We start from the raw sequence: 26999 nt of genomic DNA, 5'->3' as shown, positions 1-26999 counted from the left end.
GGTGTGAAAAGGGGGCGAAGTGTCCGTTGGTGTGAGAAACGGGGCGCCGGTGACCGCAGGGCGGGGGGATGACCCGAGGGAGCCGGAACACTCGGTCCCGGGCCGCGTCCACGAAGCCATCGAGACGCGGTGCCGGCGTGTTCCGGATCGCGTCGCCGTGGTGGCGGGCACCAGCAGGCTCACCTACGCGGAGCTGGATCGCAGGGCCGACGGCGTCGCCCATGCCCTGGCCGCGCGGGGGATCGGGCGGGGGCATCTGGTCGGGGTTTGCCTGGCGCGCGACGAGTGGCTCGTCCCGGCGCTCGTGGGGGTGTGGAAGGCGGGGGCGGCCTACGTGCCGCTCGACCCCGCCTATCCGGCCGAGCGGCTCACGTTCATGGCGGAGGACTCGGCCGTCGCCGCGGTGCTCACCTCCGCCGGGCTGCGCGGGGCGGTCGTACGGACCGGGGCCGAGACCGTCCTCGTGGACGACGTGGTGCCGGGCGCCGCGGCGCCCCGCGTGGCGGGGGATCCGAGCGACGCGGCGTACGTCATCTACACCTCCGGCTCCACCGGGACGCCCAAAGGCGTGGTCGTGGAGCACCGCAACACCCTGAACCTGCTGCGCTGGGAAGCGTCGGCGTACTCCGCCGAGGAGCTGAGCGGCATGCTGGCCGGCTCCTCGGTCTGCTTCGACGCGTCGATCACCCAGCTCTTCGTGCCGCTGGTCGCCGGCGGGACGGTGATCCTCGCCGACACCCTGCTGTCGCTGCCCACCTTGCCGGCGAGGGATGAAGTGACCACGGTGAACGGGGTGCCCTCCGCGCTGTCGGTGTTGCTGCGCGAGCCGCTGCCGAGCGGGGTGCGCACGGTGCTCTCCGGAGGCGAGCCGCTGACCGGAGCCCTGGTGCGGCGGATCTACGCCAACCCTGGAGTGCGCCGGGTGCTGAACCTGTACGGCCCCACGGAGTGCACCACGGCCTGCGCCGCCTTCGAGGTGGGCCGGGACTACGAGGGCGATCCCCCGCTCGGCGAACCGATGGCCGGCGCGGTGCTCACCGTACGGGACGAGGGAGGGAACCAGGTCCCCGACGGGGAACTCGGTGAGTTGTGGATCGGCGGGCCGGGTGTGGCCCGCGGATACCTCGGACGTGAGTCGTCCGCGTTCCGCACCGGCCCCGACGGCAGCCGCGTCTACCGTACGGGCGACCTGGTGCGCCGGGTGAACGGCGAGTTGCGCTACGCCGGACGGGCCGACGACCAGGTCAAGATCCGCGGCTACCGGGTGGAGCTGGGCGAGGTGGAGGCGGCGCTGGGCCGCCATCCCGCGGTACGCAGGGCCGTCGTGCTGGCCGCGACCGGCGACGACGGGATCGCCTACCTGGCCGGCCACGTGGCGGCGTCCGGAGTGAGCGAGCGGGAGCTGTGGGACTGGCTGCGCGCCCGGCTGCCTGACCACCTGGTGCCGACCCGGATCGGTGTCGCCGAGGAGCTTCCGCTCGCCCCCACGGGCAAGGTGGATCGCGCGGCGCTGCCCAGGCTCGGCGCGGTCCGCCCGGCCGGCGCGGCGCTGGTCGCCCCGCGCACCGACGACGAGCGCCTGGTGGCCGAGGTGATCGCCGAGGTGCTGGGGCTGCCCGAGGTCGGCGTCCAGGACCGCTTCACCGACCTCGGCGGGCACTCCCTAGCCGCGGCCAGGGTCGTCACCGAGCTGTCCCGACGGCTGGGGCACACCGTGCCGCTCGCCGCCTTCCTGACCGACCCGACCGCCGCGGGCATGGCCGCCCGGCTGCGCGAGCCGTCCAGCGGTCAGGACCACCCCGCTCCCGTCCGCCGCGGCGACCCGACGCGGCATCCGCTGACCGACATGCAGCGCGAGTTCTGGACGCTGAGCCGGCTCCATCCCGACAGCCCCGTCACCACGGTGGCGGTCCGGTTCCGCGTACGCGGCCTGACCGGCGCGGCGCCGCTGCGACGGGCACTCGACGCGGTGGTGCGCCGGCACGAGGTGCTGCGCAGCACGGTGGCTCTCGACGAGGACGGCCTGCCGTACGCAGTGGTGCACCCACCGGCCCCCGTACCCCTGACCGAGCACGCCGCAGGGGAGGACCCGGAGAAGGTCGCCCAGGAGGCGGCGGCGCACGTGTTCGACCTGACCGGTGAGGTGCCGCTGCTGAGGGCGAGCCTGTGCCGGCTGGACGAGGGGGAGGCCGAGCTGGTGGTCGTGGCCGACCACATCGCCTTCGACGGCGGCTCGGTCGGGGTGCTGATGAGCGAGCTGACCGCCGAGCTAGCGGGCGAGGCGGTGGCCGGGCCGGAGGTCCAGTTCGGCGACGTCGCCGTGCGTCAGCTCGACCAGCCGGACCTGGCGCGGCTGCGGGAGTTCTGGCGGGCCGAGCTGGACGGCGCGCCGGTGACGGACCGGGCGCCCGCGGACCTGACGGCGGACCGGGTGATCCGGCCGCTCCCCGAGGACTTCCTCATGCGTGTCGCGGGGCTGGCCAGGGACTGCGGCGCCACCCCTTTCGCGGTATACCTCGCCGGTCTGGCCCTGGCCGCGGGGGAGCCGGACACCCTGGTCGGGGTGGTCTCGGCACGCCGGGCCCGGCCGGAGCTGACCGGCGTCATCGGCCCCCTGGTGGACACCGTGCCCGTACGGCTGCGCCCGACCGGCGAGTTGACCTTCCGGGGGCTGGTCAGGGAGGCCGCGGCCGCGACCACCCGGGCGCTGGTCCACCAGGAGATCCCGCCCGCCGACCTGCCCAGGGCCCCCGTGCTGCTGGCCATGCAGCACGCCGAGGTGCCGGTGCGCCTCGGCCCCCTGGAACTGCTCACCGAGCTCGGCTCGGGCGCGGCGGTGCACGAGCTGAGCGTCCTGGTCAACCGGACGGCGGACGGCACCGAGCTGCAGCTGGAGTACGGCACGGCTCGTTTCGACCCGGCCGGGGCGGCGGGATACCTCGACCGGCTGATGTGGCTGCTGCGGTGCGCGCTGACCAACCCGGACCGGCCCTTGTCGGCCTTCGAGCTGGTCACCCCGGACGAACGCGCCGCCCTGCTGGCCGCGGCGGCCGGGCCCGAGCCGGTGGCGTTCCCGGAGACGGTGCCCAGGGCGCTGGCGGCGTACACGGCCGGAACGGCGGTGGCCGGGCCGGACGGCGCCTGCCTCACCTATGCCGAACTGCACGACTGGTCCGCCCGGGCGGCGGCCGGGCTGGTCCGGCACGGGGTGGCGCCCGGAGAGGTGGTCGCGGTCTGCCTGCCGCGCGACCATCTCATGCCCGCGGTGCTGCTGGCGGTCTGGCGGGCCGGCGCGGCCTACCTGCCGCTCGACCCCGAGCATCCGCCCGCCCACCTGCGCGCGCTCGCCGAGGACGCGGGGGTCCGGGTGGTGCTCACCCGGGGCGGCGTGGCCGTTCCCGGCCTGCCCACCCTGGACGCGGACCACCTGGCGGCCGCCCACGACGGCCCGGCCCGGCTGCCCGAGGTGCGGGCCGGCCACCTGGCGTACGTGCTCTACACCTCCGGCTCCACCGGGACGCCCAAGGGCGTCGAGGTCACCCACGGCAGCCTGGCCGCCCTCGTCGGCGGGATGACCGCGGCGCTGCGGCTGGGCCCGGGCGACGTCCAGCCGGCCGTCGCGCCCCTCACGTTCGACGCCTCGGCGTCCGAACTGTGGAGCGTGCTGGCGGCGGGCGGCACCTCCCTCGTGGTGGACCGCGCCACCGCGGTGGACGGGCACGCGCTGGCCGAGGTGATCACGGCCGGCGGGGTCACGGTGCTCGACCTGGTGCCGACGGCGTACCGGATGCTGCTGGCCGCCGGCTGGGCCGGCGACCCGGCGCTGCGGGCCGTCGTCGGCGGGGAGACCCTGGAGCCTGCGCTGGCCGAGCAGATCCTGGCCCGGGTCGGGGAGCTGTGGAACGCCTACGGCCCGACCGAGGCCACCGTCACGTCGACCCTGCACCGGGTCCGCCCTGAGGAGACCGGCCGGGTGCCGATCGGGCTGCCGATGCCGGGGGAGCGAGCGTACGTGGTCGACTCCGAGCTGCGGCTGGTGCCGCCGGGCGCCGTGGGCGAGCTGCTGCTGGGCGGCGCGGGCGTGGCCCGGGGTTACCGGGGCCGGCCCGACCTGACGGCCGCCGCGTTCGTCGCCGACCCGTTCGTCCCCGGCGGCCGGTGTTACCGCACCGGAGACCTGGTGCGCCGGCGGCCGGACGGGGCGCTGGAGTTCCACGGCCGCAGGGATCACCAGGTGAAGGTGCGCGGATACCGGATCGAGCTGGGCGAGATCGAGGCGGTGCTGCACGAGGTGGCCCGGGGGGCGGTGACCGTCGCCGGCGTGGGCGCCCAGACGCACCTGGTCGGCTACGTCGCGCCCGAGACGACAGACCTGGCCGCCGTCGAGCGGCACGTCCGGTCGCGGCTGCCCGGTCACATGGTGCCCAGGCGGTGGGTCGCGCTGCCGACCCTGCCGGTCCTGTCCAACGGCAAGGTGGACCGCGCCGCCCTGCCCGAGCCGCCCGAGTCGCCCGAGGACGGAAGACCGGCGCCCGGCACCGACGCCGAACGCCTGGTGGCCGCGATCTGGAGCGCGGTGCTCGAGCGCACCGCGGTCTGGGCCGACGACGACTTCTTCGCCCTGGGCGGGCACTCGTTCGCCGCGACGCGGGTGGTCGGCCGGATCCGGGAGGCGCTCGGGCTGGCCGTGCCGGTGCGGTCGCTGTTCGAACGGCCGCTGCTGGCCGACTTCGCCGCCGAGCTGGAAGAGCTCCTGCTGGCGGAACTGACGGGGGAAAGCGAGAAATGACCGAAACTCATCAGGACCGGATCGCCGATCTGCTCCGGTCCCGGTTCGCCGCTGCCCAAGCGGCGGTGGAAGCGCCCGGCGTCACCGGCATCCCGGCGACGTCCGCCACGGAGATGCCGCTGTCGCCGGCGCAGGAACGGCTTTGGTTCCTGGCCCAGCTCGAACCGGACACTCCCGCCTACAACGTGCCGCTGGCGTTGCGGCTCACCGGGCCGGTGGACGTGGAGGCGCTCACCGCCGCGGTGGCCGACCTGTCCGAGCGGCACTGGATCCTGCGCGGCGTCGTCGACGGCGCGCGGGTGCGCCCGGTCGGCGGCGTGCGCGTCGCCGTGGCCGACGTGGAGCCCGCGGCGCTCGCGCGGGAGCTGACCGAGCAGGCATGGCGCCCCTTCCGGCTGGACGCGGAACCGCCCATGCGGGCCACGTTGTTCCGGCTCGGCGGCGACGAGCACGTCCTCGCGCTGACCCTGCACCACATCGCCACCGACGCCTGGTCGGAGCGCCTGCTGCTCCGGGACCTGTCGGCCCTGTACGCCGCCCGGCTCGGCCTGGCGCCGCGGCCGCAACCCCCGGCCCTGCAGTACGCCGACGTGGCGGCGTGGGAGGCGGCGTCGGAGGAGGGCGGTAAGCCCGAGGCCGACTTGGACTGGTGGACCGGCCACCTGGACGGGCTGCCGCCGGTGCTGGACCTGCCCGCCGACCGGCCCCGCCCGGCCACCTCCACCTGGGAGGGAGACGCGGTCGCGGTCGAGGTGCCCGAGGCCCTGTCGGCCAAGGTGCGGGCGGTGGCGGGCACCACGCCGTTCATGGTCTTCCTGGCGGGCCTGCAGGCGCTGCTGTCCCGGCTGTCCGGCAGTGACGACATCGCCGTGGGCGTGCCACACGCCGGCCGCCGCCACCCGGACGCCGAATCGGTGGTGGGCTGCTTCGTCAACACCCTGGTGATGCGCGTCGACACCTCCGGAGACCCGACCGGCGCGGAGCTGCTGTCCAGAGCGCGTGCCGCCGCGCTGGACGCGTTCGCCCACGCGCGCACGCCCTTCGAGCGGATCGTGGAGCGACTGCGGCCGGAGCGGAACCTCGCGGTCACCCCGCTGTTCCAGGTCATGCTGAACGTGTACGACGCCGGACCGCCAGTGAGCCTGCCCGGGGTCGAGGTCCGGGAGGAACAGCTGGCGTCACCGGTGGCCAAGTTCGACCTCAACCTCGAACTTTGCGACGACGGCCGCCGGTTCTCCGGTGAGCTGCGCTACCGCACCGACCTGTTCGAGGAGGCCACCGTACGGCGGCTCGCGGACTGGTATCTGGCGGTGCTGGACGGGATGCTCTGCGACCCTGACGCGCCGGTGCGGCTGCCCGCGGGCCCCGGCCTGCGCGGCCCGGCCAGGGACCTGCCGACGGGAACCCCGCTGCACGCGCTGGTCGAGCGGGTGGCCGAGGCCCGCCCGGACGCGACCGCAGTCGGGTCGCTGAGCTACGCCGAGCTGGATCGGCGGGCCAACCAGGTGGCGAACCTGCTGCTGGCTCGCGGCGTGCGGCCGCAGGAGCCGGTCGGGGTGCTGCTGGAACGGCGGCCGGAGCTGGTGGTCTCCATGCTCGGGGTGCTCAAGGCGGGCGCGGCCTACCTGCCGCTGGACCCGGTCTACCCGGCCCGGCGGACGGAGGCGGTGCTGGCCGACGCGGGTGCGCGGTTCGTGCTCACCGAGGCCGAGATCGCCGCCGCCGCGGGCGAGTCCTCCGAGCGTCCGGGCGTGAGCGTTCCGCCGGAACACCTCGCGTACGTCATCTACACCTCCGGCTCGACGGGCGCGCCCAAGGGAGTCGCGGTCGAGCACCGGCAGATCGTCCACTACCTGGGCGCCGTGGCCGAGCGCCTGCCCGAGGGGCTGACGTCCTTCGCGCTCGTGTCCACCGCCGCGGCCGACCTGGGCCTGACGAACGTGCTGTGCGCGCTGACCTCGGGCGCCACCCTGCACCTGATCGACCACGAGGCGGCCACCGACCCGGCGGCGTACGCCGCCTATATGGCCGCGCACCCGGTCGACGCGGTCAAGATGGTGCCCAGCCAGCTGGAGCTGCTGGGCATGGACGCCCTGCCGCGCCGGCTTCTCGTCCTGGCCGGCGAGGCCGTGCCGCACGACCTGCTCGAACGGGTGCGGCAGGCGCGCCCCGACCTGGAGGTCCAGATCCACTACGGGCCCACCGAGACGACGGTCTCGGTGCTGGCCTGCGACGCCGCCGAGGCGTCCCGCGGCGTCGCGGCGCTCGGCCGGCCGCTGCCGAACGTGGAGTGCCGGGTGGTGGACGCCGCCGGGCGGCCCCTGCCGTACGGCGTGCCGGGAGAGCTGTGGATCGGCGGGCCGAGCGTGGCCCGCGGCTACCTGGGCCGGCCCGACCTGACCGCGCAGCGGTTCGCGGACGGCTGGTATCGCACCGGAGACCGGGTGCGGGTGAACCCGGCCGGGCTGGTGGAGTTCCTGGGCCGGGTCGACGACCAGGTGAAGGTGCGCGGGTTCCGGGTGGAGCTCGGCGAGGTCACCGCCGCGATCCGGGCGCTTCCGCAGGTGGCCGAGGCCTTCGTGCAGCCCGTCGGCACGGGGGCGCAGCGGCGCCTGGCCGCCTGGGTGACGCCCGCCACCGTCGACGCGGCGCAGGTGCGTGCCGCGCTGCGGGAACGGCTGCCCGACTACATGGTGCCGGCGGCGATCGGCGTGCTCGACGCGCTGCCGCTCACCCCGAACGGCAAGGTCGACCGCGCGGCCCTGCCGGTGCCCGAGGCCGCGCCCGCGGTGCGCGTGCCGCCGGGCACGCCGCAGGAGCGCCTGCTCGCGGAGATCTGGGCGGAGATCCTGGACCTGCCGCAGGTGTGGGCGGACGACGACTTCTTCGCCCTCGGCGGGCATTCCTTCGCCGCCACCCGCGCCGCCGGCCGGCTGCGCGAACGGCTCGGCGTGCCGGTCCCGGTGCGGCTGCTGTTCGAGCATCCGGTGCTCGCCGACCTGGCCGCCCACCTCCCCCCTACGACGGGGGAGACCGGGACGCGGCGGCACAGGGTGACCGGCCCGGCGCCGCTGTCGGGGGTGCAGGCCCGGCTGTGGTTCCTGGCGCAACTGGAGCCCGGCTCGACCGCGTACAACGTGCCGCTGGCACTGCGGCTGCGCGGAGAGCTCGACGCGGAGGCGCTGCTGGGCGCGGTACGCGACCTGGCCGAGCGGCATCAGGTGCTGCGCAGCGTCATCGACGACTCCGGCGCCGAGCCGGTCCTGGTGATGCGGCCGGTCGCGGAGGTGCCGGTCTCCACGGCCGACGTCGAGGCGTCCGAGGTCGAGGCCGCGGTGGCCGCGCACCTGGCCACCCCGTTCAGGCTGGACCGTGAGCCGCCGATGCGGGCGGTCCTGCTCAGGGCGGGGGAGCGGGAGCACGTGCTCTCCCTCACCTTCCATCACATCGCCACCGATGCCTGGACCCGCGGACTGCTGTTGTCCGAGCTGTCCGCGCTGTACGCCGCCAGGCTCGGCGCGGGCCCGCGGCCGGAGCCGCCGCCGGCGCAGTACGCCGAGGTGGCCCCGCTGCCCGAGCCGGCCGACCTGGACTGGTGGGCCGAGCGGCTGCACGGCCTGCCGCCGGTGCTCGACCTGCCCACGGACAGGCCGCGCCCGGCGGTCGCCGATCCCGGCGGCGCCTCGGTGGAGCTGGAGCTCTCGGCGAAGCTGAGCGAGCGGGTCAGGGCGGTGGCCACCGCCTATCGGGCCACGCCGTTCGTCGTCCTGCTCGCCGGTCTGCAGGCCCTGCTGTCCCGGCTCTCGGCCGCCACCGACATCGCGGTGGGCGTGCCGGTCTCCGGCCGCGACCACCCCGACACCGAGGGAGTGGTGGGCTGCTTCCTCAACACGGTCGTGGTGCGGACCGACACCGGCGGCGACCCGACGGGCCACGAACTGCTGGCCCGGGTCAGGGAGGCGACGCTCGGCGCCCTGGCCCACGCCGGCGCGCCGTTCGACCGGGTGGTGGAGCTGCTGCGGCCGGAGCGGAACCTGGCCGCCACCCCGCTGTTCCAGGTGATGCTCAACTACATCCCCGGGGTCGGCGGCGCGCGGCTGCCCGGCCTGGACGCGACGGAGATCGACCTGGAGGAACGGACGACGAAGTTCGACCTGAACTGGCATGTGGTCGACCACGGGCCGGGCGTGCCGCTGCGCGGCGGGCTCGGCTACCGCACCGACCTGTTCGACGCGGCCACCGCGGCGCGGTTCACCCGGTGGTACCTCGCCCTGCTGGACGGCATGCTCGCCGACCCGGACGCCCCCGTGGGCGCGGTGCCGCTCGAACCGGTGACGGGCCCGATCCTGGCCGGGGAGCCGCTGCCGCCGGCGCAGGACGTCCCGGTGGTTGATCAACCGGTGCGTGACCAACCCGTGCACCGGCTGATCGAGCGCTGGGTGGACGCCACTCCCGACGCGCTCGCCGTGGTCGGCGCGGACCGCGGCCTGACCTACGCCGAACTGGAGACAGCCGCCAACCGGATCGCCCACTGGCTGCTCGCCGCGGGAGTGCGCGCCGACGAGCCGGTCGGCGTCCTGCTCGAGCCGGGAAGCGACCTGGCCTGCGCCCTGTTCGGCATCCAGAAGTCGGGCGGCGGCTACCTCCCCCTGGACCCGGCCTATCCGGCCGCCAGGGTCGCGACCATGCTCGACGCCGCGGGCGCGCGGGCGGTCGTCACCACCGAGGAGTTCGCCCCGCTGGCCGGTGACGGCCGTCGGGTTCTCCTGCTCGACCGGCTGCCCGACCTGCCGTCGGACCGGCCGGAGGTCGACGTGCGGCCCGAGCATCTGCACCACGTCATCTTCACCTCGGGCTCCACCGGCACGCCGAAGGCGGTGGCCGCCGAGCACCGCAGCGTGGCCGGGTATCTGAGCGGCATGCTGCCCCGCATCGGCGCGCCCGGCGCGTCGTACGCGGTGGTCTCCACGCCCGCCGCGGACTTCGGCCTCACCTGCGTGTTCGGCGCCCTGACCACGGGTGGGGCGGTGCACCTGGTGCCGAGGGAGACCGCGATGGACCCCGGCGCGTTCGCCCACTACCTCGGCAGGCACCGGATCGACGTGGTCAAGTGCGTGCCCAGCCACCTGGAACTGCTGGCCTCCGGCGGCGACCTGGCCGCCGTGCTGCCGCGCAGGCTGCTCATCCTCGCGGGCGAGGCGTGTCCCTGGGACCTGGTAGAACGGGCCAGGGCCGCCCGCCCGGGGCTGCGCATCCAGAGCCACTACGGGCACACCGAGTCCACGATGATCTGCATGGTCTGCGAGACCGACGAGGTCCCGACCGAGCGCAGAACCGGCATCGTGCCGCTGGGCCGGCCCCTGCCGGGGGTCTACGGGCACCTGGTCGACGGCGGCATGCGACCGGTGCCGGTCGGGGTGCCCGGCGAACTGGTGGTCGGCGGCCCTGGGGTCACCCGCGGCTACATCGGCAGGCCCGAGCTCACCGCCGAACGGTTCGTGCCGGACCCGCTGACCGGGGAGGGACGCTGCTACCGCAGCGGCGACCTGCTGCGGGTCACCGCCGACGGGCTGGTGGAGTTCCGCGGCCGGGTGGACGACCAGGTAAAGGTGCGCGGCTACCGGGTCGAGCTGGGAGAGGTGACCACCGCGCTCCGCGCCCTGCCCCAGGTCGCCGACGCCGTGGTGCTGCCGGTCGGGGAGGGGAAGGCGAGGCAGCTCGCCGCCTGGGTGACGCCGTCCACCGCGGAGGTCGCGGCGGTCAGGTCCGCGCTGCGCGAGCGGCTGCCCGACTACATGGTCCCGGCGCAGTTCGTGACGCTCGACCGGCTTCCGCTGAACCCGAACGGCAAGATCGACCGGGCGGCCCTGCCTGCGCCGCAGGCGGAGGCCGCCGGGTTCGTGCCGCCCGCCACGCCCGGCGAGGAGCTCGTCGCCCGGGCATGGGCGAAGGTGCTCGACGTGGAGCGCGTCGGGGCGGACGACGACTTCTTCGCCCTCGGCGGGGACTCCTTCGCGGCGGTGCGCGCGGTCAAGGAGATCGGCCGCGGCCTGCGGGTCATCGACCTGTTCACCCGGCCCACGGTCGCCGAGCTGGCCGCGTTCCTGGACCGCCCGTCCCCGGGCCAAGGGGACGGCGGGCTGCTGCACCGCCTGGGCGGCAGCCGCACCAGCGAGTTCACCCTGGTCTGCGTGCCGTACGGCGGCGGGTCGGCGGCGGTGTACCAGCCGCTCGCCCGGGCCCTCGGCGAGCGCGTGGAGGTGCTCGCCGTGGAACTGCCCGGCCATGACCCGGCGCGGCCGGAGGAGCCGCCGGTGCCGCTGGCCGAGCTGGTAGAGGCCCTGGCCGCGGAGGTTAAGGCGACCGCGTCGGGACCGGTGGCGATCTACGGTCACTGCGTGGGCTCCGCGCCCGCGGTGGCCCTGGCCCGCAGGCTGGAGGCGGACGAGGTCCCCGTCCTCGGCGTGATCGCGGCCGCGAGCTTCCCCAGCGCGCGGCTGCCCGGCCTGGCCCGGCGGCTGTTCGGCGGCGACCGCCTGGTCTCCGACCGGCTGTTCCGCGACGCGCTGCGGGCCACCGGCGGGCTGCTCGACGACATGGACGAGGCCGCCAAACAGGCGGCGGTGCGGGCGATGCGCCACGACGCCGACCAGGCGCGGGAATGGTTCGGCCGCGAACTCGCCGGCGGGGGACCGCTGCTGCGCGCCCCCGTCCTGTGCGTCGTCGGAGAGCGGGACCGGGCCACCGAGCTGTACGAGGAGCGGTACGCCGAGTGGGCGGCCTTCGCCCCCAGGGCAGAGTTCGCCGTGCTGCCCCGCGCCGGCCACTACTTCCTGCGGCACCAGGCCGAGCCGCTGGCCGCCCTGATCACCGAGCGCGTCGGGCGCTGGGCGTCCGGGCGGTTGCCCGACCCTGTGAGTCCGCCCGTACGGACCGGCCTGCGCCCGTTCTACACCGTCGCGAGCGGACAGCTGGTGTCGGCCGTGGGCACGGCGCTGAGCTCCTTCGCCCTCGGCGTCTGGGCCTACCAGAACAGCGGCCGGATCATCGACCTGGCGCTGATCGTGATGCTGTCCCAGATCCCGACCGTGCTGCTCACCCCGCTGGGCGGCGCGCTGGCCGACAGGGTGGACCGGCGCCGCATCATGCTGGCCTGCGACGCCGTCTCCGGGATCGCCATGGCGGCGCTGGTCCTGCTGCTGATCACCGGCAACCTGGCGATGTGGAACGTGTGCCTCATCGTCGGCGTCACCTCGGTGGTCATGGCCTTCCAGCAACCCGCCTACCTCGCCGCGGTCGCGCAACTGGTGCCCAAGCCGTACCTCACCCAGGCCAACGCCCTGGCCAACCTGGGCTTCGGGGTGGGCAACGTGGTCGCGCCGCTCGCCGGCGGCGCGCTGATCGGCGTGTTCGGGCTGTCCGCGGTGGTGGCACTCGACGTCGCCACGTTCGCCGTGGGGGTGGTCACCCTGCTGGTGGTCCGGTTCCCCGACAGGCTGTTCCACCGTCAGGAGGAGACGTTCCACGCGGCGCTGACCGGCGGCTGGCGGTTCCTCCTGCGACGCCGGCCGCTGCTCGTGATGGCGGTCTACTTCGCCGTGGTCAACTTCTGCACCGCGCTGATGTGGGTGCTGGTCACTCCGGTCGTGCTGGCCATCGGCTCCCCGGCCGAGCTGGGGACGGTGACCGCGCTCGGCGGCCTCGGCGCGGCCGTGGGCACCGGTGTGGTGCTGGTATGGGGAGGGACCCGGCGCCGGGCCACCGGAATGATCGCCTTCGTGGTCGGGTCCGGCATCGGCGTGGTGCTGATGGGCGTGTGGCCGGCGGTATGGCTGATCGCGGCCGGGCTGTTCCTGCGGCTGGCCTGCATGAGCATCGGCAACGCGCACTGGCTGTCCATCATCCAGGTGAAGGTGGGCCCGGAGCTGCAGGGCCGCGTCCTGGCCGTCAACGTCATGCTGGCCACGGCCATGCAGCCGCTGGGCTTCCTGTCCGCGGGCCCGCTGGCCGACTGGGCCCAGCCGTACGCGTCCGGCCCGGGCCGGGGCGCCGCGCTGGTGCTGCTGGCCAGCGGCGTGTTCCTGGCCGTCTGGGGCCTGCTGGGGCTGCGTTACCGGCCGCTGCGTCACCTGGAGGACCGTGTCCCCGACGCCGCGCCGCCGCCCGAGGCCGCGGCCGACCTGGACGCCGTCCAGGCGGAGCTGCTGAACGCGGTAAGCGAGCGTGCCGAGGGGCGCATGCCGCTCCGAGCCGAAGGCGAGGGGGTGGCATGAGCGAGCGTGGCGAGCGAATCAGTCAGCACAGTGCCTGGCGCATGCCGCTCCGAGCCGAAGGCGAGGGGGTGGCATGAGCGAGCGTGGCGAGCGAATCAGTCAGCACAGTGCCTGGCGCATGCCGCTCCGAGCCGAAGGCGAGGGGGTGGCATGAGCCTGGTGACGGCAGCCGACGTGACCGCGGCCGCGGCCCGGATCGCGCCGTTCGTCCGGCGCACCCCGCTGCTGCGCCTGCCCGGCGAACGACTCTGGGTCAAGCCGGAGAACCGGCAGCCCACCCGCTCGTTCAAGGTGCGCGGCGCGGCCAACGCCGTCGGGCGGCTGGCCGAGCGTGGCGTGCGGCACGTCATCGCCCAGTCCTCCGGCAACCACGCCCAGGCCATCGCGTACGCCGCGGCCGAGCACGGCCTGCGGGCGACGGTGGTGCTGCCGGACACCGCGCCGGAGCTGAAGGTGAACGCGGCCCGCGGGCTGGGCGCGGAGGTGGTGATCGCACCGCCCGCCCTGCGGGAGGTCACCTGTCTGGCCCTGGCCGACCGGCTCGGGGCCACCGTGGTCCGCTCCGACGACTTCGACGTCATCGCCGGGCACGGCAGCGTCGGCGCCGAGATCGCCGCCGACGTGCCCAGCGCCGGCGATCCTGGTGCCGGTCTGCAACGGCGGCCTGCTGGCCGGGGTCGCCGTCGCGGCCAAGGCCGCCGATCCGGCGATCCGGGTGATCGGCGTCGAGCCCGAGCTGGCCGCCGACGGCGCGGCCAGCTTCCGCTCGGGCCGGCGTACGGCGTGGCCGGTACGGCAGACCTACCGCACCTGCGCGGACGGCCTGCGCGCTCCGGTCCTGGGAGCCCTGGCGTGGGAGCACATCCACCGTTACGTGGACGACATGGTGACGGTGAGCGAGGACGCCATCGTGGCGGCCGCCCGCCTCCTGCGGCGGGAACCGGGGGAGCACGTCGAGCCCAGCGGCGCCGCGGCCACCGCCGCCTACCTCACCCACCGGGCGGCGCTGCCGCCCGGGCCCGTGGTGGCCGTCCTCTCCGGCGGCAACGTGGCCGTCCACCCCGACGCGGGCGAAGTGGAGGAGCGCGTGCTCGTCGGAGGCCGGTGACGGGGCGTCCGCCGGCGGCCTGTGAACCCGAGAGGGACACCGTCCGCCGGCGGACGATCGTCGGAGGCGCGTGGGCAGGCCTCGGGTGGAAACGGCCGGCGGACCGGTGTGACGCGAACGCCCACGTCAGGCGCCCGCGGCCACCTGGCCGGGCGTCCACGGAGGCAGGCCGAGCTGCAGCGAGATGCCGCGGAGCAGCGAGTCGTGCATCCGGGCTCTGGTCATGCCGGAAACCTGTGTGGCCACGGCGATCTCGAAGCCGTCGATCTGGGTGAGGATCAGGTCGACGGTCTCCTCCACCGTCGAGTGGACCCGGAAGGCCCCGTTGGCCAGGCCCTCCTCGATCGCGGCGTGCATGGGGGCCCGCCAGCCGTCGTACTGGAGCCCGAAGAGGCGTCTGAGCTCCTTGTCCCGTGCGGACGCGGCGGCGTATTCCATGAACGCGAGGCAGCGGTTCCGGAAGCCGCGCGGGTGGGTGATGTATTCCACCAGGCTGCGGATGCGGTCCCAGGGGTCGCGATGACGGGCCGCTATCTCCTCCAGTCCTTGGATGATCTTTCCGGTGTGGTGCGCGAAGGCGGCCAGCATCAGCCCGTCGCGGGTCTCGTAGTAGTGCTGCAGGGTGCCGATCGACACCCCGGCGTGCTTGGCGACGTCCCGCAGCCGGACCCGCTCGTAGCCCATCTCGGCGACCACTTCGATGACCGAGGCGAGGATGCGCCCTCGCTGACCGTCGGTCCGTACCTCCAGTGCGGCGTCCACCCGTTGCCCTTTCTCGGCTGGTCCTCTGCCTGTCGCCTCCGGACCGCACTATAGCGATCGCCGACGCGCAAAAGGAACCCGAAAAGCCCTATTGACAAGGGCATGAACCCACTCCTCTAATAATGCGGTACTAACGGAGCCGGGGCGCTGACGCAGGTCGGGGCGCTCCGCAGAGCCATGGACTGGAGGCCGCGGTGGGCAAGACGATCATCTGTCCGTGCCATGACGTGACCGTCGAGGACATCCGGGCGATGTACGCCGCGGGCTACACCCACCCCGAGACGCTGAAGCGGGCGACGGCCGTCTTCATGGGCCCCTGCCAGGGCAAGCACTGCGCGGGTCCGGTCATGGAACTGCTGCGGGAGCTGGCGGGCGGTGACGAGGGACGGGTCTCCCGGCGCCCCACGGCCCGGCCACCGCTGCGTCCCGTCCCCCTCGGCGTGCTCGCCGGCGCCGCCGAGACGAGCTCCGTAACCGGAACGACGGGGGGTGCCTGACCATGGCGGTTCCCGGAGCCTGCCGCTCCCCGCTCCGCCGCGCGTACGACGTCGTGATCGTCGGCGCGGGCGTGCAGGGCCTCGCGCTCGCGTACGAGCTGGCCAAGCTCGGCGTCCGGGACGTGGCGGTGCTGGACCGGAGCTATCCCGGAGGCGGCGGCAGCGGACGCAACGGCGAGATGATCCGCTCCGCGTTCGGCTCCCGCGAGTGGACGGGCCTGTTCGACGAGTCGCTGCGCCGCTGGCGCACGCTCTCCGCCGAACTGGACTTCAACGTGCTGTTCTCCGGCAGCGGCTACCTGGTGCTGGCCTCCACGCCCGAGCAGGTCGAGCGGTGCCGGGCCGACGCCGTACGGCAGGCCGCGCTGGGCGTGCGCTCCCAGTTCGTCACGGCCGAGGAGGTGCGCCGGATCGTGCCCGAGGTCAACCCCGGCCTCGCACTCGGCGGCGTCTATCAGGACCACGCCGGGTTCGCCCACCACGACGCCGTCGTATGGGGGTACGCCCGGGCCGCCGCGCGTCTCGGCGTGGAGATCCACACCGGTGTCACCGTGACCGGCGTCGAGGTCGCCGGCGGGGCCGTACGCGGCGTCCGCACCGACCGCGGGGACGTCTCCACGCCGGTCGTGGTGAACGCGGCAGGCGGCGCGGCCGGGACGATCGCCGAGATGGCCGGGGTGCGGCTGCCGACCCGCACCTGCCGCCTGGAGATGATCGTCACCGAGTCGGTGGCGCCGTTCCTGCGTCCCGCGCTCGCCAGCCTGGAACTGCTCGGTTACTGCCACCAGACGGCCAGAGGCGAGTTCGTGGGCGGGACCGAGTTGCCCTACCCCGACGTCAGCGACAGCCTCAACGGCACCTACACGCTGCTCGCCGACATGGCCGCGAAGTTCGTCCGGCTGCTGCCCCGGCTGGCCGGGGTGCGGCTGCTCCGCCACTGGGCGGGGCTGGTCGACCAGGCGGACGACCTGTCCCCGGTGATCGGTCCGGCGCCCGAGGTCAGCGGGTTCTACCTGACCTGCGGCTGGGTCTACGGCTTCATGGGCGCCCCCGCGACCGGCGCGCTGCTCGCCCGGGGGATCCACGAAGGCGTCATGCCGGAGCTGCTCCGTCCCTTCTCGGTCACCCGCCTGCACGAGGGACGGCCCATCCAGGAGGGCGCCCTCGTGGTCGCCGCGGAGGAGGGGAACGCGGCGTGAACCTGCGCATCACCACCCATCCGTCGGCGTCGCCGGGCAGGTCCAGGCGGGTCGCGTTCACGTTCGAGGGCCGCACCCTGCACGGATACGAGGGCGAGCCGGTCGCCACGGCGCTGCACGCCGCCGGGGTGCGGGTGCTCTCCCGCAGCTTCAAGTACCACCGCCCCCGCGGCATCGGGCTGACCTGCGGCACCCCCTCGTGCCCCGGCTGCCAGCTCACCGTCGACGGTCACTACGGCGTGCCGGGATGCGCCACTCCGCTGCGCGGGGGCGAGTCGGTGCGCCGGGAGCGCGCCTGGCCCGGCGTCGACTGGGATCTGCTCGGGGCGATCGACCGGTTCTCCGCGCTCGTCCCCGCGGGTTTCCAGTTCCGGCTGCTGCGCGGCTCACCTCGGCTGGCCCATCTGGCGGAACGCCTCATGGGCGTGATCGCGGGCGGCGGGCGCACGGTGGCGGCCGAGGTCGCCGCGCGGGCGCTCCGGCCCGGGCTGGGGGAGCGGCGGACCCCGCTCGCCGTCGTCGGCGCAGGCGTGGCCGGGCTGGCCGCCGCCCTGGCCGCCGCCGAGAGCGGGCTGGAGGTGGTCCTGGTGGACCAGGGCGACGAGCCGGGCGGCGCGCTCCGGGCGGAGACGCGTCACGTGCGCGGCCTCGACGGCGTGGAGGTCCCCGGATTCCGGCTGGTGGCCGGCCTCGCGGCCCAGGCGCGGAAGCACGCCTCGATCACGGTGCTCACCGCGTCGACCGCACTGGGCTGGTACGAGGGCGGGGTGCTGCCGGTGGACACCCCGGACGGCCTGCTGGTGCTGCGCCCCGACCGCTTGCTGGTCGCGACCGGCGACTACGACGTCCCGATGCCGTTCCCCGGCAACGACATCCCCGGCGTGATGCTGGCCGGTCCGGTCCAGCGCCTGATCAACGTCGACCACGTCCGCCCCGGCGAACGCGCGGTCGTGGTGGCCGCCGAGCCGTACGGCTACGGCCTCGCCGAGCAACTCCACGCCGTCGGCGTCGCGCTCACGGCCGTCGTCGACCCCCGGCCGGAACGGGAGATCCCGGCCGGGGCGTTCCCGGCGGCGCTCGCCGCCGCGCGGGTGCCGTACCTGCCCGGCCACGCCGTGCGGGAGGCCACGGGGCATCGTGGCGTGCGCCGGCTGGTGGTCGCCCCGCTCGCGGGTGGCTCGGTCGTGCGGCTGGCATGCGACACGGTGGTGGTGGCCGCGGGACGGCGACCGGCCGAGGAACTGCTCCTGCAGCGGCTCTACCACGGCGACGTCACGCTCGACGTCATCCGTGACGAGGCGGACGGGGAGTACTCCCTGCCGGGCGGCGTGGCGGTCGCGGGCGGCGCGGCGGGGACGACCGACCCCGCCGCCGCCCTGTCCCACGGCGCCGAGGCGGGCCGCCGCCTGTCCCGATGGCAGCCGGGAAGCGACCTTCCCCTCACCCCTCTCTCGCCCGGCGCGGCCGGGCGGCCGTCTCCTTCAGGAGGAACCAGTGACTGACACCGGCGCGCACGGGATGCTCTCCCGCCGGACTCTGCTCGTTCGCGGTGGCCAAGGGCTCGGCCTCCTCGCGGCCTCCGGCGTGCTCAGCGCCTGCGGCGGCGGCTTCTCCGCCTCGTCGTCGAGCGGTGGCGGTGGCGGCACGACCCTGACCGTCGTGAGCTTCGGCGGCGACTACCAGAAGGCGCAGGCCAAGACCATGTGGGCGCCGTACGCCGCCAAGAACGGGATCACCGTGAAGGAGGACGGCCCCACGGACAACGCCAAGATCAAGGCGCAGGCCGAGTCGGGCAACCCGTCCTGGGACATCGTGGTCGTCGGGAACGACTTCGGCAGCGAGTCGGACGCCCAGTGGCTGGAGCCGATCGACTACTCGGTCGTCGACAAGTCGTCCATCGTCGACGGCTACGCGCAGACGTACCGGGTCGCCGCCGACATCGAGGGCACGGTCCTCGCCTATCGCTCCGACAAGACCGGTGGCGCCGCGCCCACCCCCTGGGCGGACTTCTTCGACCTGAAGAAGTACCCGGGCAAGCGCACCGCCTGGAAGTCGGTGGGCGGCGGCATCTTCGAGATCGCGCTGCTCGCCGACGGCGTCGCCCCGGCCGACCTCTACCCGATCGACGTGGACCGGGCACTGAAGAAGCTGTCCACGATCAAGGACCAGCTCATCTGGTGGGAGACCGGCGCCCAGGCCCAGCAGTACCTCGAGAGCGGGGAGGCGGTCATGGGCATGGTGTGGATCGCCCGCGCCGTTCTCTCGGCGGCGAACGCCCCCATCGCGATCGCCTGGGACTCCTGGCTGTCGCAGGAGGCGTACTGGGTCGTGGTCAAGGGCAGCAGGAACAAGGCCGAGGCGATGAAGCTCATCGCCTTCATGACCTCGGCCGGCCCCACCGCCGAGTTCACGAAGTATCAGCCGTACGGACCGGTCAGCAAGGCGGCGCAGGACAAGGTCGACCCCTCGGCGAAGGAGAACCTCCCGACCACCCACCTCGACACCCAGGTCAAGGTGAACGACGAGTGGTGGGGCAAGAACCGCGACTCCGTCAACGACAGGTTCCAGCAGTGGCTGCTCTCCTGAGCCCGCTGTCCCCGAGCGGCCCGGCGACGGCCGCCGCGCCCGCGGAGAAGGGCGCGGGCTCCCGGCGCGGGACGCGGAACTGGCCGTTCCTGCTGATCGTCCCCGCCCTGCTGGTCCTGCTCGCGGTCTTCGCGTACCCGGTCGCGCAGACGTTCGTCAGCGCGTTCACCACGCCCTCGCCGGGAACCGGCAACTTCGCCTGGTTCTTCGGCTCTTCGGCCAACGTCGCCGTGCTGACCAGGACGTTCTCGACGGCCCTGTGGGCCACCGTGATCTGCCTGTGCCTCGCCTATCCCTACGCGTACCTGATGACGGTGGCCTCCCCCCGGGCCAGGGCGGCGCTGCTGCTGATCGTCATGCTCCCGTTCTGGACCAGCCTCATGGTCCGCACCTTCGCCTGGCTCGTGCTGCTCCAGGACACCGGCGTCGTCAACGGGTTCCTCGGGCTGCTCGGCCTGGGACCGGTGAGCCTGGTCCGCACGCAGGCCGGAGTCCTCATCGGGATGGTCCAGATCCTCATGCCGTTCATGGTGCTGCCGCTGTACTCGGTGATGAGCGGCATCGACCGGCGGCTGCTGACCGCCGCCCAGAGCCTCGGCGCCCGACCGCTGGTCGCGCTGCTGCGCGTCTTCGTGCCGCTGTCCCTGCCGGGAGTCGCCGCCGGGGCGACGATGGTCTTCATCACCTCGCTGGGCTTCTACGTGACGCCGGCCCTGCTCGGCTCGCCCAGTGAGGCGCTGATCTCGCAGTTCATGTACACCCAGGTCAGTGGAATGCTGATGTGGGGCAGGGGCGGCGCGATGGCGGTCGTGCTGTTCGCCGCCACCCTGCTGCTGGTCGGGCTGCTCGGTCTGGCCATGCGGGCCGGCCGCCGGAGCAAGGCGGGCGCCCGATGAGCGCCCGGCTCGCCCGCGCCGCCCTGTGGACCGCGGGCGTCCTGGTCGCCGCCTGGCTGGTGGCGCCCACCCTGGTGGTGATCCCGCTCAGCTTCACCGACAAGGTGTCGCTGACGTTCCCGCCGACCGGCTGGTCGACCAGGTGGTACGCCAACTTCTTCGGCGATCCGGCGTGGACCGTCGCACTGGCCAACTCGCTGCTGGTCGGCGTGCTCGTCGCCGTCGTCGCGACCACTCTCGGCACAGCGGCGGCGTTCGGGCTCAGCCGCTGGACGAACGGAAGGGGAGCGGCCGCCGCGAGCGTGCTGCTGCTCGCCCCGATGATCGTCCCGGGCATCATCCTGGCCATCGGGATCTACGCCGTCTTCCTGAAGCTCGGCCTCGCCGGGACGCTCGTCGGTTTCGTCGCCGCGCACACCGTCCTGGCGATGCCCTTCGTCGTCGTCTCCGTGACGGCCTCCCTGCGCACGTTCGACGTCCGGCTGGAAACCGCGGCCGTGAGCCTGGGCGCCGGGCGGTGGGCGACATTCCGGCAGGTCACCCTGCCGCTGATCATGCCGGGTGTGGTCTCGGGCGCCCTGTTCGCGTTCGTGACCTCGTTCGACGAGGTCGTGGTCTCCCTGTTCATCCAGAGCCCCACCCTCGTCACCCTGCCCGTCCAGATGTATTCGAGCGTCACCCGCGAGACCGATCCCACGCTCGCCGCCGCCGCGACCATGATCCTGGTCCTCACCACGGTCCTGGTCGGCGGAGGGCTCACGCTGGCCGCAAGGAGGAACCGTGCCCGTTGACCGGCCCGAGGGGGCGGCCCTGCCCGCAGGCAAGGGCGCCCGCATCGACCTGAGCGGCATGACCAAGCGCTACGGCGGCTCCGCCGCCGTCGACGACGTCACGCTCACCGTGGAGCCGGGGGAGTTCATGACGTTCCTGGGGCCGTCCGGCTCAGGCAAGACGACGACCCTCAACATGATCGCCGGCTTCACCGACATCACGGCCGGGACCCTCCGGATCGACGACCGGCCGGTGGGCGACGTGCCCGCGCACAAACGGGACATCGGCGTGGTGTTCCAGCACTACGCGCTCTTCCCGCACATGACGGTCGCCCAGAACGTCGCCTTCCCGCTGCGGCAGCGCAAGGTGCCCAGGGCCGAGCGCGACCGCCTCGTCGCCGCCGCCCTGGAAACCGTGCAGCTGCCGGGTCATGCCTCCCGCTACCCCCGAGAGCTGTCCGGGGGGCAGCAGCAGCGGGTCGCGCTCGCTCGGGCCATCGTGTTCAGCCCCCGCGTCCTGCTCATGGACGAGCCGCTCGGCGCGCTCGACCGCAAGCTCCGGGAGTTCCTGCAACTGGAGATCAAACGCATCCACCGGGAGGTCGGGTCCACCTTCGTGTTCGTGACCCACGACCAGGAGGAGGCGCTGATCCTCTCGGACCGCATCGCGGTGTTCAACAACGCCCGCATCGAGCAGGTCGGCACCGCCCGGGAGCTGTACGAGCGGCCGGCCACGCTGTTCGTGGCCCGGTTCCTCGGCGAGTCCACGATCCTGCGCGGCACCGCGACGCCGGACGGGCACCGCTCGCGGCTCGACCTGGACGGCTTCGCCGTGCAGGCTTCCGGCGGGGTGCGCAGCGGACCGGCCGCGCTGGTCGTGCGGCCGGAACGGCTCCGCCTGGAGCCCGACCGGCCCGGCACCGCCGGGACCGGCGCGAACGCGGTTCCGGTCACGGTGGTGGAGGAGATCTACCTCGGGTCGGCCCGCAAGCTGGAGGTGCTGCTGCCCGGCGGCGGGCGCGGCCTCGTACGCGAGCAGGCGGGCACGCCGAGCGACCTGAGGGTGGGCGACCGCGCCCGCCTGTGCTGGCATCCCGACGACTGCGTCCTGCTGCCCGACGACCCCACCACCGAAAGGATCTTCACGTGACCGTCAACGGCGGAGTGTCGTTCTGGTACCGCGAGACGGGGTTGCCCGCGCGACGCCCGCCCCTGGACCGGTCGATCGGGGCGGACGTCTGCATCGTCGGGGCCGGCTACACCGGCCTGTGGACCGCCTACTACCTCAAGAAGGCGCAGCCGGGCCTGGACGTCGTCGTGCTCGAGCGCAAGTTCGCGGGCTACGGCGCCTCCGGTCGCAACGGCGGCTGGCTGACCGGCGCGCTGGCGGGGTCGCCCCGCAGGTTCGCCCGCACCCACGGCGGCGAAGGCGTGCACGCCCTCCAGCGGGCGATGAACGAGACCGTCGACGAGGTCATCGCGGTGGCGCGCACCGAGGGCATCGACGCCGACATCGTCAAGGGCGGCATCCTCAGGGTGGCGCACGCCCCGTCCCACCTGCCGCGCCTGACCGCCCAGGTGCGCGCGGCCCGCGCCTGGGGCGACGCCGACGTGGAGCAACTCGACGCCGAGCAGACCACGGCCAGGATCCGGGTGGACGGCGCCCTCGGCGCGTCGTTCAGCCCCCACTGCGCCAGGGTTCAGCCGGCCAAGCTCGTGCAGGGGCTCGCGAAGGTCGTCGAGGGGCTCGGGGTGCGCATCTACGAGTCCACCCCCGTGACGGAGATCGTGCCGCACGAGGCGCGCACGCCGTACGGCGCCGTGCGGGCGGACTACGTGCTGCGCGCCACGGAGGGGTTCACCGCCGGGCTGGCCGGCGAGCGCCGGACCTGGCTGCCGATGAACTCCTCGCTCATCGTCACCGAGCGGCTGCCCGACCGGGTGTGGGAGCGGATCGGCTGGGAGGGCCGTGAACTGCTCGGCGACATGTCCCACGCCTACATCTACGCCCAGCGGACGGCAGACGACCGCATCGCCATCGGCGGACGCGGGGTGCCCTACCTGTTCGGTTCCCGCACGGACGACGACGGGCGCACGCACGCCACGACGGTGCGCGCCCTGCGTGACGCACTGGTGCGGCTGTTCCCCGCCGTACGGGACGCCGCGGTCGAGCACGCCTGGTGCGGTGTCCTCGGCGTGCCGAGGGACTGGTGCTCGACCGCGACGCTGGACCGCCGGACCGGGCTCGGCTGGGCCGGTGGCTACGTCGGCCACGGCGTCGCCACGACCAACCTCGCCGGGAGGACCCTGCGCGACCTCGTGCTCGGCGCCGACACCGAACTGACCCGGCTGCCCTGGGTCGGCAGGAAGGTGCGCAGGTGGGAGCCGGAACCGCTGCGCTGGATCGGCGTGCGCGGGATGTACGCCGCCTACCGCGCGGCCGACCGGGCCGAGATCGTGGGCGGCCGGACGACGACGTCGCCCATCGCCAGGATCGCCGACGCCGTGGCCCGCCGGCACTGAGCCCGTCGGCACTGAGCGACCCATTCGTACGAACACCCACCGGACCAGCAGGAGATCAATTGACCAGCATCGTCGTACCCGACGCGAGCACGGCCGTCCTCGGCCCGGCCGCGCCCAAGCCGACCTCCGTCGAAGGCGACCAGCGCGAGGCGACCCTCGCGGTGTGGACCTCCGAGGACGGCAGGACCAGCGCCGGTGTGTGGGAGTGCACGCCCGGCAGGTTCACCGCCGTACGGGACGGTTACCACGAGATCTGCCAGATCCTCTCCGGGCGGGTGACCGTCGTCTCCGCCGACGGGACGGAGCAGGAGGCCGGCCCCGGCAGCACCCTGGTCATGCCGGCCGGCTGGCGGGGTGAGTGGCGCGTCCAGGAGACCGTGCGGAAGACGTACGTGACCACGCGTCTGTGACTCTTCCGTTCCCCCTGGTCTCTCCGGCCCTGTCGGCCGAACAAAGCGCAATTTCAGGAGATTTCCACCAGTGTCTGACTTGCCGGTACTGAAGAACTTCGTCGATGGTCGTTACACCGACACGGCCGACGGCGTCACCTCCGAGCTGATCGATCCGTGCGACGGCGAGCCCTACGCCCTCGCGCCCGTGTCCGCGAAGGAGGACGTCGACGTCGCGATGCGCGCGGCGGCCTCCGCGTTCGAGACCTGGCGTGACACGACCCCGGGCGAGCGCGCCCGCGCGCTGCTGCGGCTGGCCGACGCGATCGAGGAGAACGCCGACCGGCTCGTGGACGTGGAGTGCCGCAACACCGGTAAACCGCGTGCAGCGACCGCGTCGGGCGAGGTGCCGCCGATGGCCGACCAGGTCCGCTTCTTCGCCGGCGCCGCCCGGCACCTGTCCGGACTGTCCGCCGGAGAGTACGCGCCGGGCCACACGTCGATGATCCGGCGCGAGCCGATCGGGGTGTGCGCCCAGGTCACGCCGTGGAACTACCCGATGATGATGGCGGTGTGGAAGTTCGCTCCGGCGATCGCCGCAGGCAACACGGTCGTGCTCAAGCCGTCGGACACCACTCCCGCCTCGACCCTGCTGCTGGCCGAGATCGCGGCGGAGTTCCTGCCGCCGGGTGTCTTCAACGTCGTGTGCGGTGACCGCGGCACCGGCAGCGCGCTGGTGGAGCACGAGATCCCGCAGTTCGTCTCCATCACCGGTTCGGTCCGGGCCGGCATGCAGGTGGCCGGCAGCGCCGCGGCCGACCTCAAGCGCGTGCATCTGGAACTCGGCGGCAAGGCGCCTGTCGTCGTCTTCGGCGACGCCGACATCGAGGCCGCCGCCCGGAAGATCGCCGGGGCCGCGTACTACAACGCGGGGCAGGACTGCACGGCCGCCACCAGGGTCCTGGTCGCGGAGAGCGTGCACGACGCGCTCACGGCAGCCTTGGTGGAGCAGGCGCGCGCCCACCGCACCGGCCCGGGCGTCGCCGATCCCGACTTCGGGCCGTTGAACAACGCTGCCCAGCTCGCTCACGTCTCCGGGTTCGTCGAGCGGCTCCCGGCGCACGCCGTGGTCGAGACGGGCGGCGGCCGGGTCGGCGACCGTGGCTTCTACTACGCCCCGACGGTGGTGTCAGGCCTGCGGGAGCAGGACGAGATCGTCCGCAAGGAGATCTTCGGCCCCGTGATCACCGTGCAGCCGTTCACCGACGAGGCCGACGCCCTGAGGATCGCCAACTCCACGGAGTACGGACTGGCGTCCTCCGTCTGGACCAAGGACCACGGCCGCGCGATGCGCATGGCCCGCAATCTCGACTTCGGGTGCGTGTGGGTGAACACGCACATCCCCCTGGTCGCCGAGATGCCGCACGGGGGGTTCAAGCACTCCGGATACGGCAAGGACCTGTCGATGTACGGATTCGAGGACTACACCCGGATCAAGCACGTCATGAGCAACATCGACCTGTGAGGATTTCGAATTCGCGATTGATGTGGAGCGCGATTCGGAATGGCATCGCCGGCTATTCCGCGTCCCTTTGACGCTCCACACGGATTCGCCACCGGTTGCTTTCCTCCCTGGGCCCCGAAATGGCGGAGGGGGACTTCCACGGCCGGTGGGACGCGACGTCCGGCCCGGCGCAGGCGCGTCGAGAACCTTTTTGTCGTGTGTTCACTGTCGAAATAAGTCTCACTACCGTGTCCTCCCGGCAGGGCGCCCGCGCCCTGCGTGAGAAAGGAGGACGCTACCGATGACTGGTTCCGATAACGGGTTGTCCGTGGGCCGGAGGTCCGTGCTGGCCGGTGTGGCGGGGCTGCTGGGAGCGGCGGCGCTGCCCGCGGCCGCCGCGCACGCGGACCCGAAGGAGTTGCCGAACGGCGGCGCGCCGAAGGGGCGATACCCGTCGAACTGGCCCGAGCTCGCGCCCTACGGCCTCGCGGACACGCGGGCGGACCTGTGGCCGCGTGAGGACAACTCCTTCATCCTCCCGCTGGAGCTGCGCCCCCGCGACGAGGAGCTCGGCCGGGTCTGGATGCGGGACACCTACGTCAACTGCTTCGACGTCGGCGGTCGTCCGGTCTACGTCGCCACGGGCACCACCCGGGTGCCCGGGCTCGAAGCGGCCGGCCCGTGGAATGACGGCATCTTCGTGTGGACGGCCCCGTCCCTGCACGGGCCGTGGCGGCTGGCCGACACCTCCGGCATCCGGCCGGACGCCGAGAAGGGCAAGGTGTGGTCGCCCGAGTTCGCCGGCGAGAACCGGCCCGGGCGCACGGTCGTCGCTCCGTGGCAGGAGTACTGGTACGACGACCAGTTCGGCAAGCGCGGCAACGCGTGGGCGCCTGAGGTGCACTACTTCCGCGGCAAGTGGTACATCGTCGCGTGCATGGGCGACCACTCCCAGAAGGTCGGCTCGTTCATGCTCGTGAGCGAGGGCGGGGTGGAGGGCCCGTACCGGCTCGTCCAGGGCAACTACGACAAGCCCTTCGGCGACTCCTTCATCGGCGGGCCCGCCTTCATCAAGCCCGGCGCCTACCACCACATCGACGGCGGCCTCTACAGCGAGGGCGACGAGGCGTGGCTCGTGCTGCACAACAACCTGTACGCGAAGTTCCGGGATGACATGGAGGACATCATCCCGACGACGAACCTGCCGAAGTTCCAGCAGACGCCCTACGCGCCCGAGCCGTATCTCGAAGGCGCGTACGTGTTCAAGTACGGCGGCAAGTACTACCTCATCCACGCCGCGTGGGACCGCTCGTCGGTCAACGCCGACGGCAGTACGCGGTACGCCTACGACACGGCCGCCGCCGGCCGCGTGCAGTACCAGTACGACGCGATCATCGCCGTCGCGGACAAGTTCGAGGGGCCGTACTCCAAGCGGTGGACCCTGGGCGTCGGCGCCGGCCACAACAACATCTTCGTGGACCGCAGCGGCCAGTTGTGGGCCACGTTCTTCCGCAACCCCAACTTCGGTTACTGGGCCGACCCGTCGCGCATCGGGGACGCCGCCGTGCCCGGTGTCGTACGGCTGGAGTGGACCGGGCCCGAGGGCAACCGCCTGTACGTCGCGCGCCGGAACCCGGGACACAGCGAGGACTGACCCACCCCGGCGCGGACTCGCGCAACCGGATGGGGGTCTCGGCCGTACG

The 26999-nt window shown here is 73.6% G+C and carries 15 protein-coding genes and 1 pseudogene; 15 read left to right on the top strand and 1 reads right to left on the bottom strand.

The genetic code is table 11. From position 1 onward, the window contains the following. The first annotated feature begins 19 nt into the window (after window positions 1-19). From IL992_RS48470 to IL992_RS47740, 4 genes and pseudogenes are all read left to right on the top strand, one after another. The gene (locus IL992_RS48470) at window positions 20-4789 is read left to right on the top strand and encodes a non-ribosomal peptide synthetase (protein ID WP_319018756.1); all 4770 of its coding nucleotides are present in this window, start codon (window positions 20-22) and stop codon (window positions 4787-4789) included. Continuing rightward, complete coding sequence (locus IL992_RS23075; protein ID WP_193205444.1) at window positions 4786-13062, top strand: non-ribosomal peptide synthetase/MFS transporter; 8277 nt, start codon at window positions 4786-4788, stop codon at window positions 13060-13062. The genes IL992_RS48470 and IL992_RS23075 overlap by 4 nt, the downstream gene beginning before the upstream one ends. 150 nt (window positions 13063-13212) lie before the next feature. Then, window positions 13213-13629 (top strand): annotated as a pseudogene (locus IL992_RS47745) (pyridoxal-phosphate dependent enzyme); the annotation flags it as partial. 76 nt (window positions 13630-13705) lie between these two features. After that, window positions 13706-14170 (top strand): pyridoxal-phosphate dependent enzyme, encoded by a 465-nt coding sequence (locus tag IL992_RS47740; protein ID WP_319018755.1) that lies wholly within the window; start codon window positions 13706-13708, stop codon window positions 14168-14170. Between the two features lie 126 nt (window positions 14171-14296). On the opposite strand, the gene IL992_RS23065 is transcribed toward IL992_RS47740, so the two are convergent. After that, window positions 14297-14932 carry a TetR/AcrR family transcriptional regulator gene (locus tag IL992_RS23065; protein WP_193205443.1) on the bottom strand — a complete coding sequence of 212 codons (636 nt, stop codon included), beginning with the start codon at window positions 14930-14932 and terminating at the stop codon, window positions 14297-14299. A 194-nt stretch (window positions 14933-15126) separates the two neighbouring features. Here IL992_RS23065 and IL992_RS23060 point away from each other — a divergent pair, with 194 nt between their 5' ends. From IL992_RS23060 to IL992_RS23010, 11 genes are all read left to right on the top strand, one after another. After that, window positions 15127-15429 carry a (2Fe-2S)-binding protein gene (locus IL992_RS23060; RefSeq protein WP_193205442.1) on the top strand — a complete coding sequence of 101 codons (303 nt, stop codon included), beginning with the start codon at window positions 15127-15129 and terminating at the stop codon, window positions 15427-15429. A gap of 2 nt (window positions 15430-15431) precedes the next feature. Further along, entirely contained in the window at window positions 15432-16628 is a 1197-nt protein-coding gene (locus IL992_RS23055; RefSeq protein WP_193205441.1) for an FAD-dependent oxidoreductase, read from the top strand. Further along, the gene (locus IL992_RS23050) at window positions 16625-18130 is read left to right on the top strand and encodes an FAD-dependent oxidoreductase (RefSeq protein WP_193205440.1); all 1506 of its coding nucleotides are present in this window, start codon (window positions 16625-16627) and stop codon (window positions 18128-18130) included. Before IL992_RS23055 ends, IL992_RS23050 begins: the two co-directional genes overlap by 4 nt. Next, window positions 18123-19214, top strand: coding sequence for an ABC transporter substrate-binding protein (locus tag IL992_RS23045; RefSeq protein WP_193205439.1), 1092 nt, complete (start codon window positions 18123-18125; stop codon window positions 19212-19214). Before IL992_RS23050 ends, IL992_RS23045 begins: the two co-directional genes overlap by 8 nt. Next, window positions 19199-20110: an ABC transporter permease gene (locus tag IL992_RS48465; protein ID WP_319018754.1), complete on the top strand. Its 912-nt coding sequence runs from the start codon at window positions 19199-19201 to the stop codon at window positions 20108-20110. Before IL992_RS23045 ends, IL992_RS48465 begins: the two co-directional genes overlap by 16 nt. Then, window positions 20107-20901, top strand: coding sequence for an ABC transporter permease (locus IL992_RS23035; RefSeq protein WP_193205438.1), 795 nt, complete (start codon window positions 20107-20109; stop codon window positions 20899-20901). The genes IL992_RS48465 and IL992_RS23035 overlap by 4 nt, the downstream gene beginning before the upstream one ends. Further along, window positions 20891-22030 (top strand): ABC transporter ATP-binding protein, encoded by a 1140-nt coding sequence (locus tag IL992_RS23030; RefSeq protein WP_319018753.1) that lies wholly within the window; start codon window positions 20891-20893, stop codon window positions 22028-22030. The genes IL992_RS23035 and IL992_RS23030 overlap by 11 nt, the downstream gene beginning before the upstream one ends. Next, window positions 22027-23403, top strand: a complete 1377-nt coding sequence (locus IL992_RS23025; protein ID WP_193205437.1) for an NAD(P)/FAD-dependent oxidoreductase — start codon at window positions 22027-22029, stop codon at window positions 23401-23403. The genes IL992_RS23030 and IL992_RS23025 overlap by 4 nt, the downstream gene beginning before the upstream one ends. Window positions 23404-23462: 59 nt before the next feature. Next, a complete protein-coding gene (locus IL992_RS23020) occupies window positions 23463-23813 on the top strand; it encodes a cupin domain-containing protein (protein ID WP_193205436.1) in 351 nt (116 codons plus the stop codon). A gap of 70 nt (window positions 23814-23883) precedes the next feature. Then, window positions 23884-25317 (top strand): gamma-aminobutyraldehyde dehydrogenase, encoded by a 1434-nt coding sequence (locus IL992_RS23015; protein WP_193205435.1) that lies wholly within the window; start codon window positions 23884-23886, stop codon window positions 25315-25317. A gap of 280 nt (window positions 25318-25597) precedes the next feature. Beyond that, on the top strand, window positions 25598-26950 hold the full coding sequence (locus tag IL992_RS23010) for a family 43 glycosylhydrolase (RefSeq protein ID WP_193205434.1): 1353 nt from the start codon (window positions 25598-25600) through the stop codon (window positions 26948-26950). Window positions 26951-26999: the final 49 nt, after the last annotated feature.

Source organism: Microbispora sitophila, assembly GCF_014892245.1.
Taxonomy (GTDB): domain Bacteria; phylum Actinomycetota; class Actinomycetes; order Streptosporangiales; family Streptosporangiaceae; genus Microbispora; species Microbispora siamensis.
Note: the sequence above shows the minus strand (reverse complement) of the source record. Positions and strands in the feature narration are given on the sequence as shown.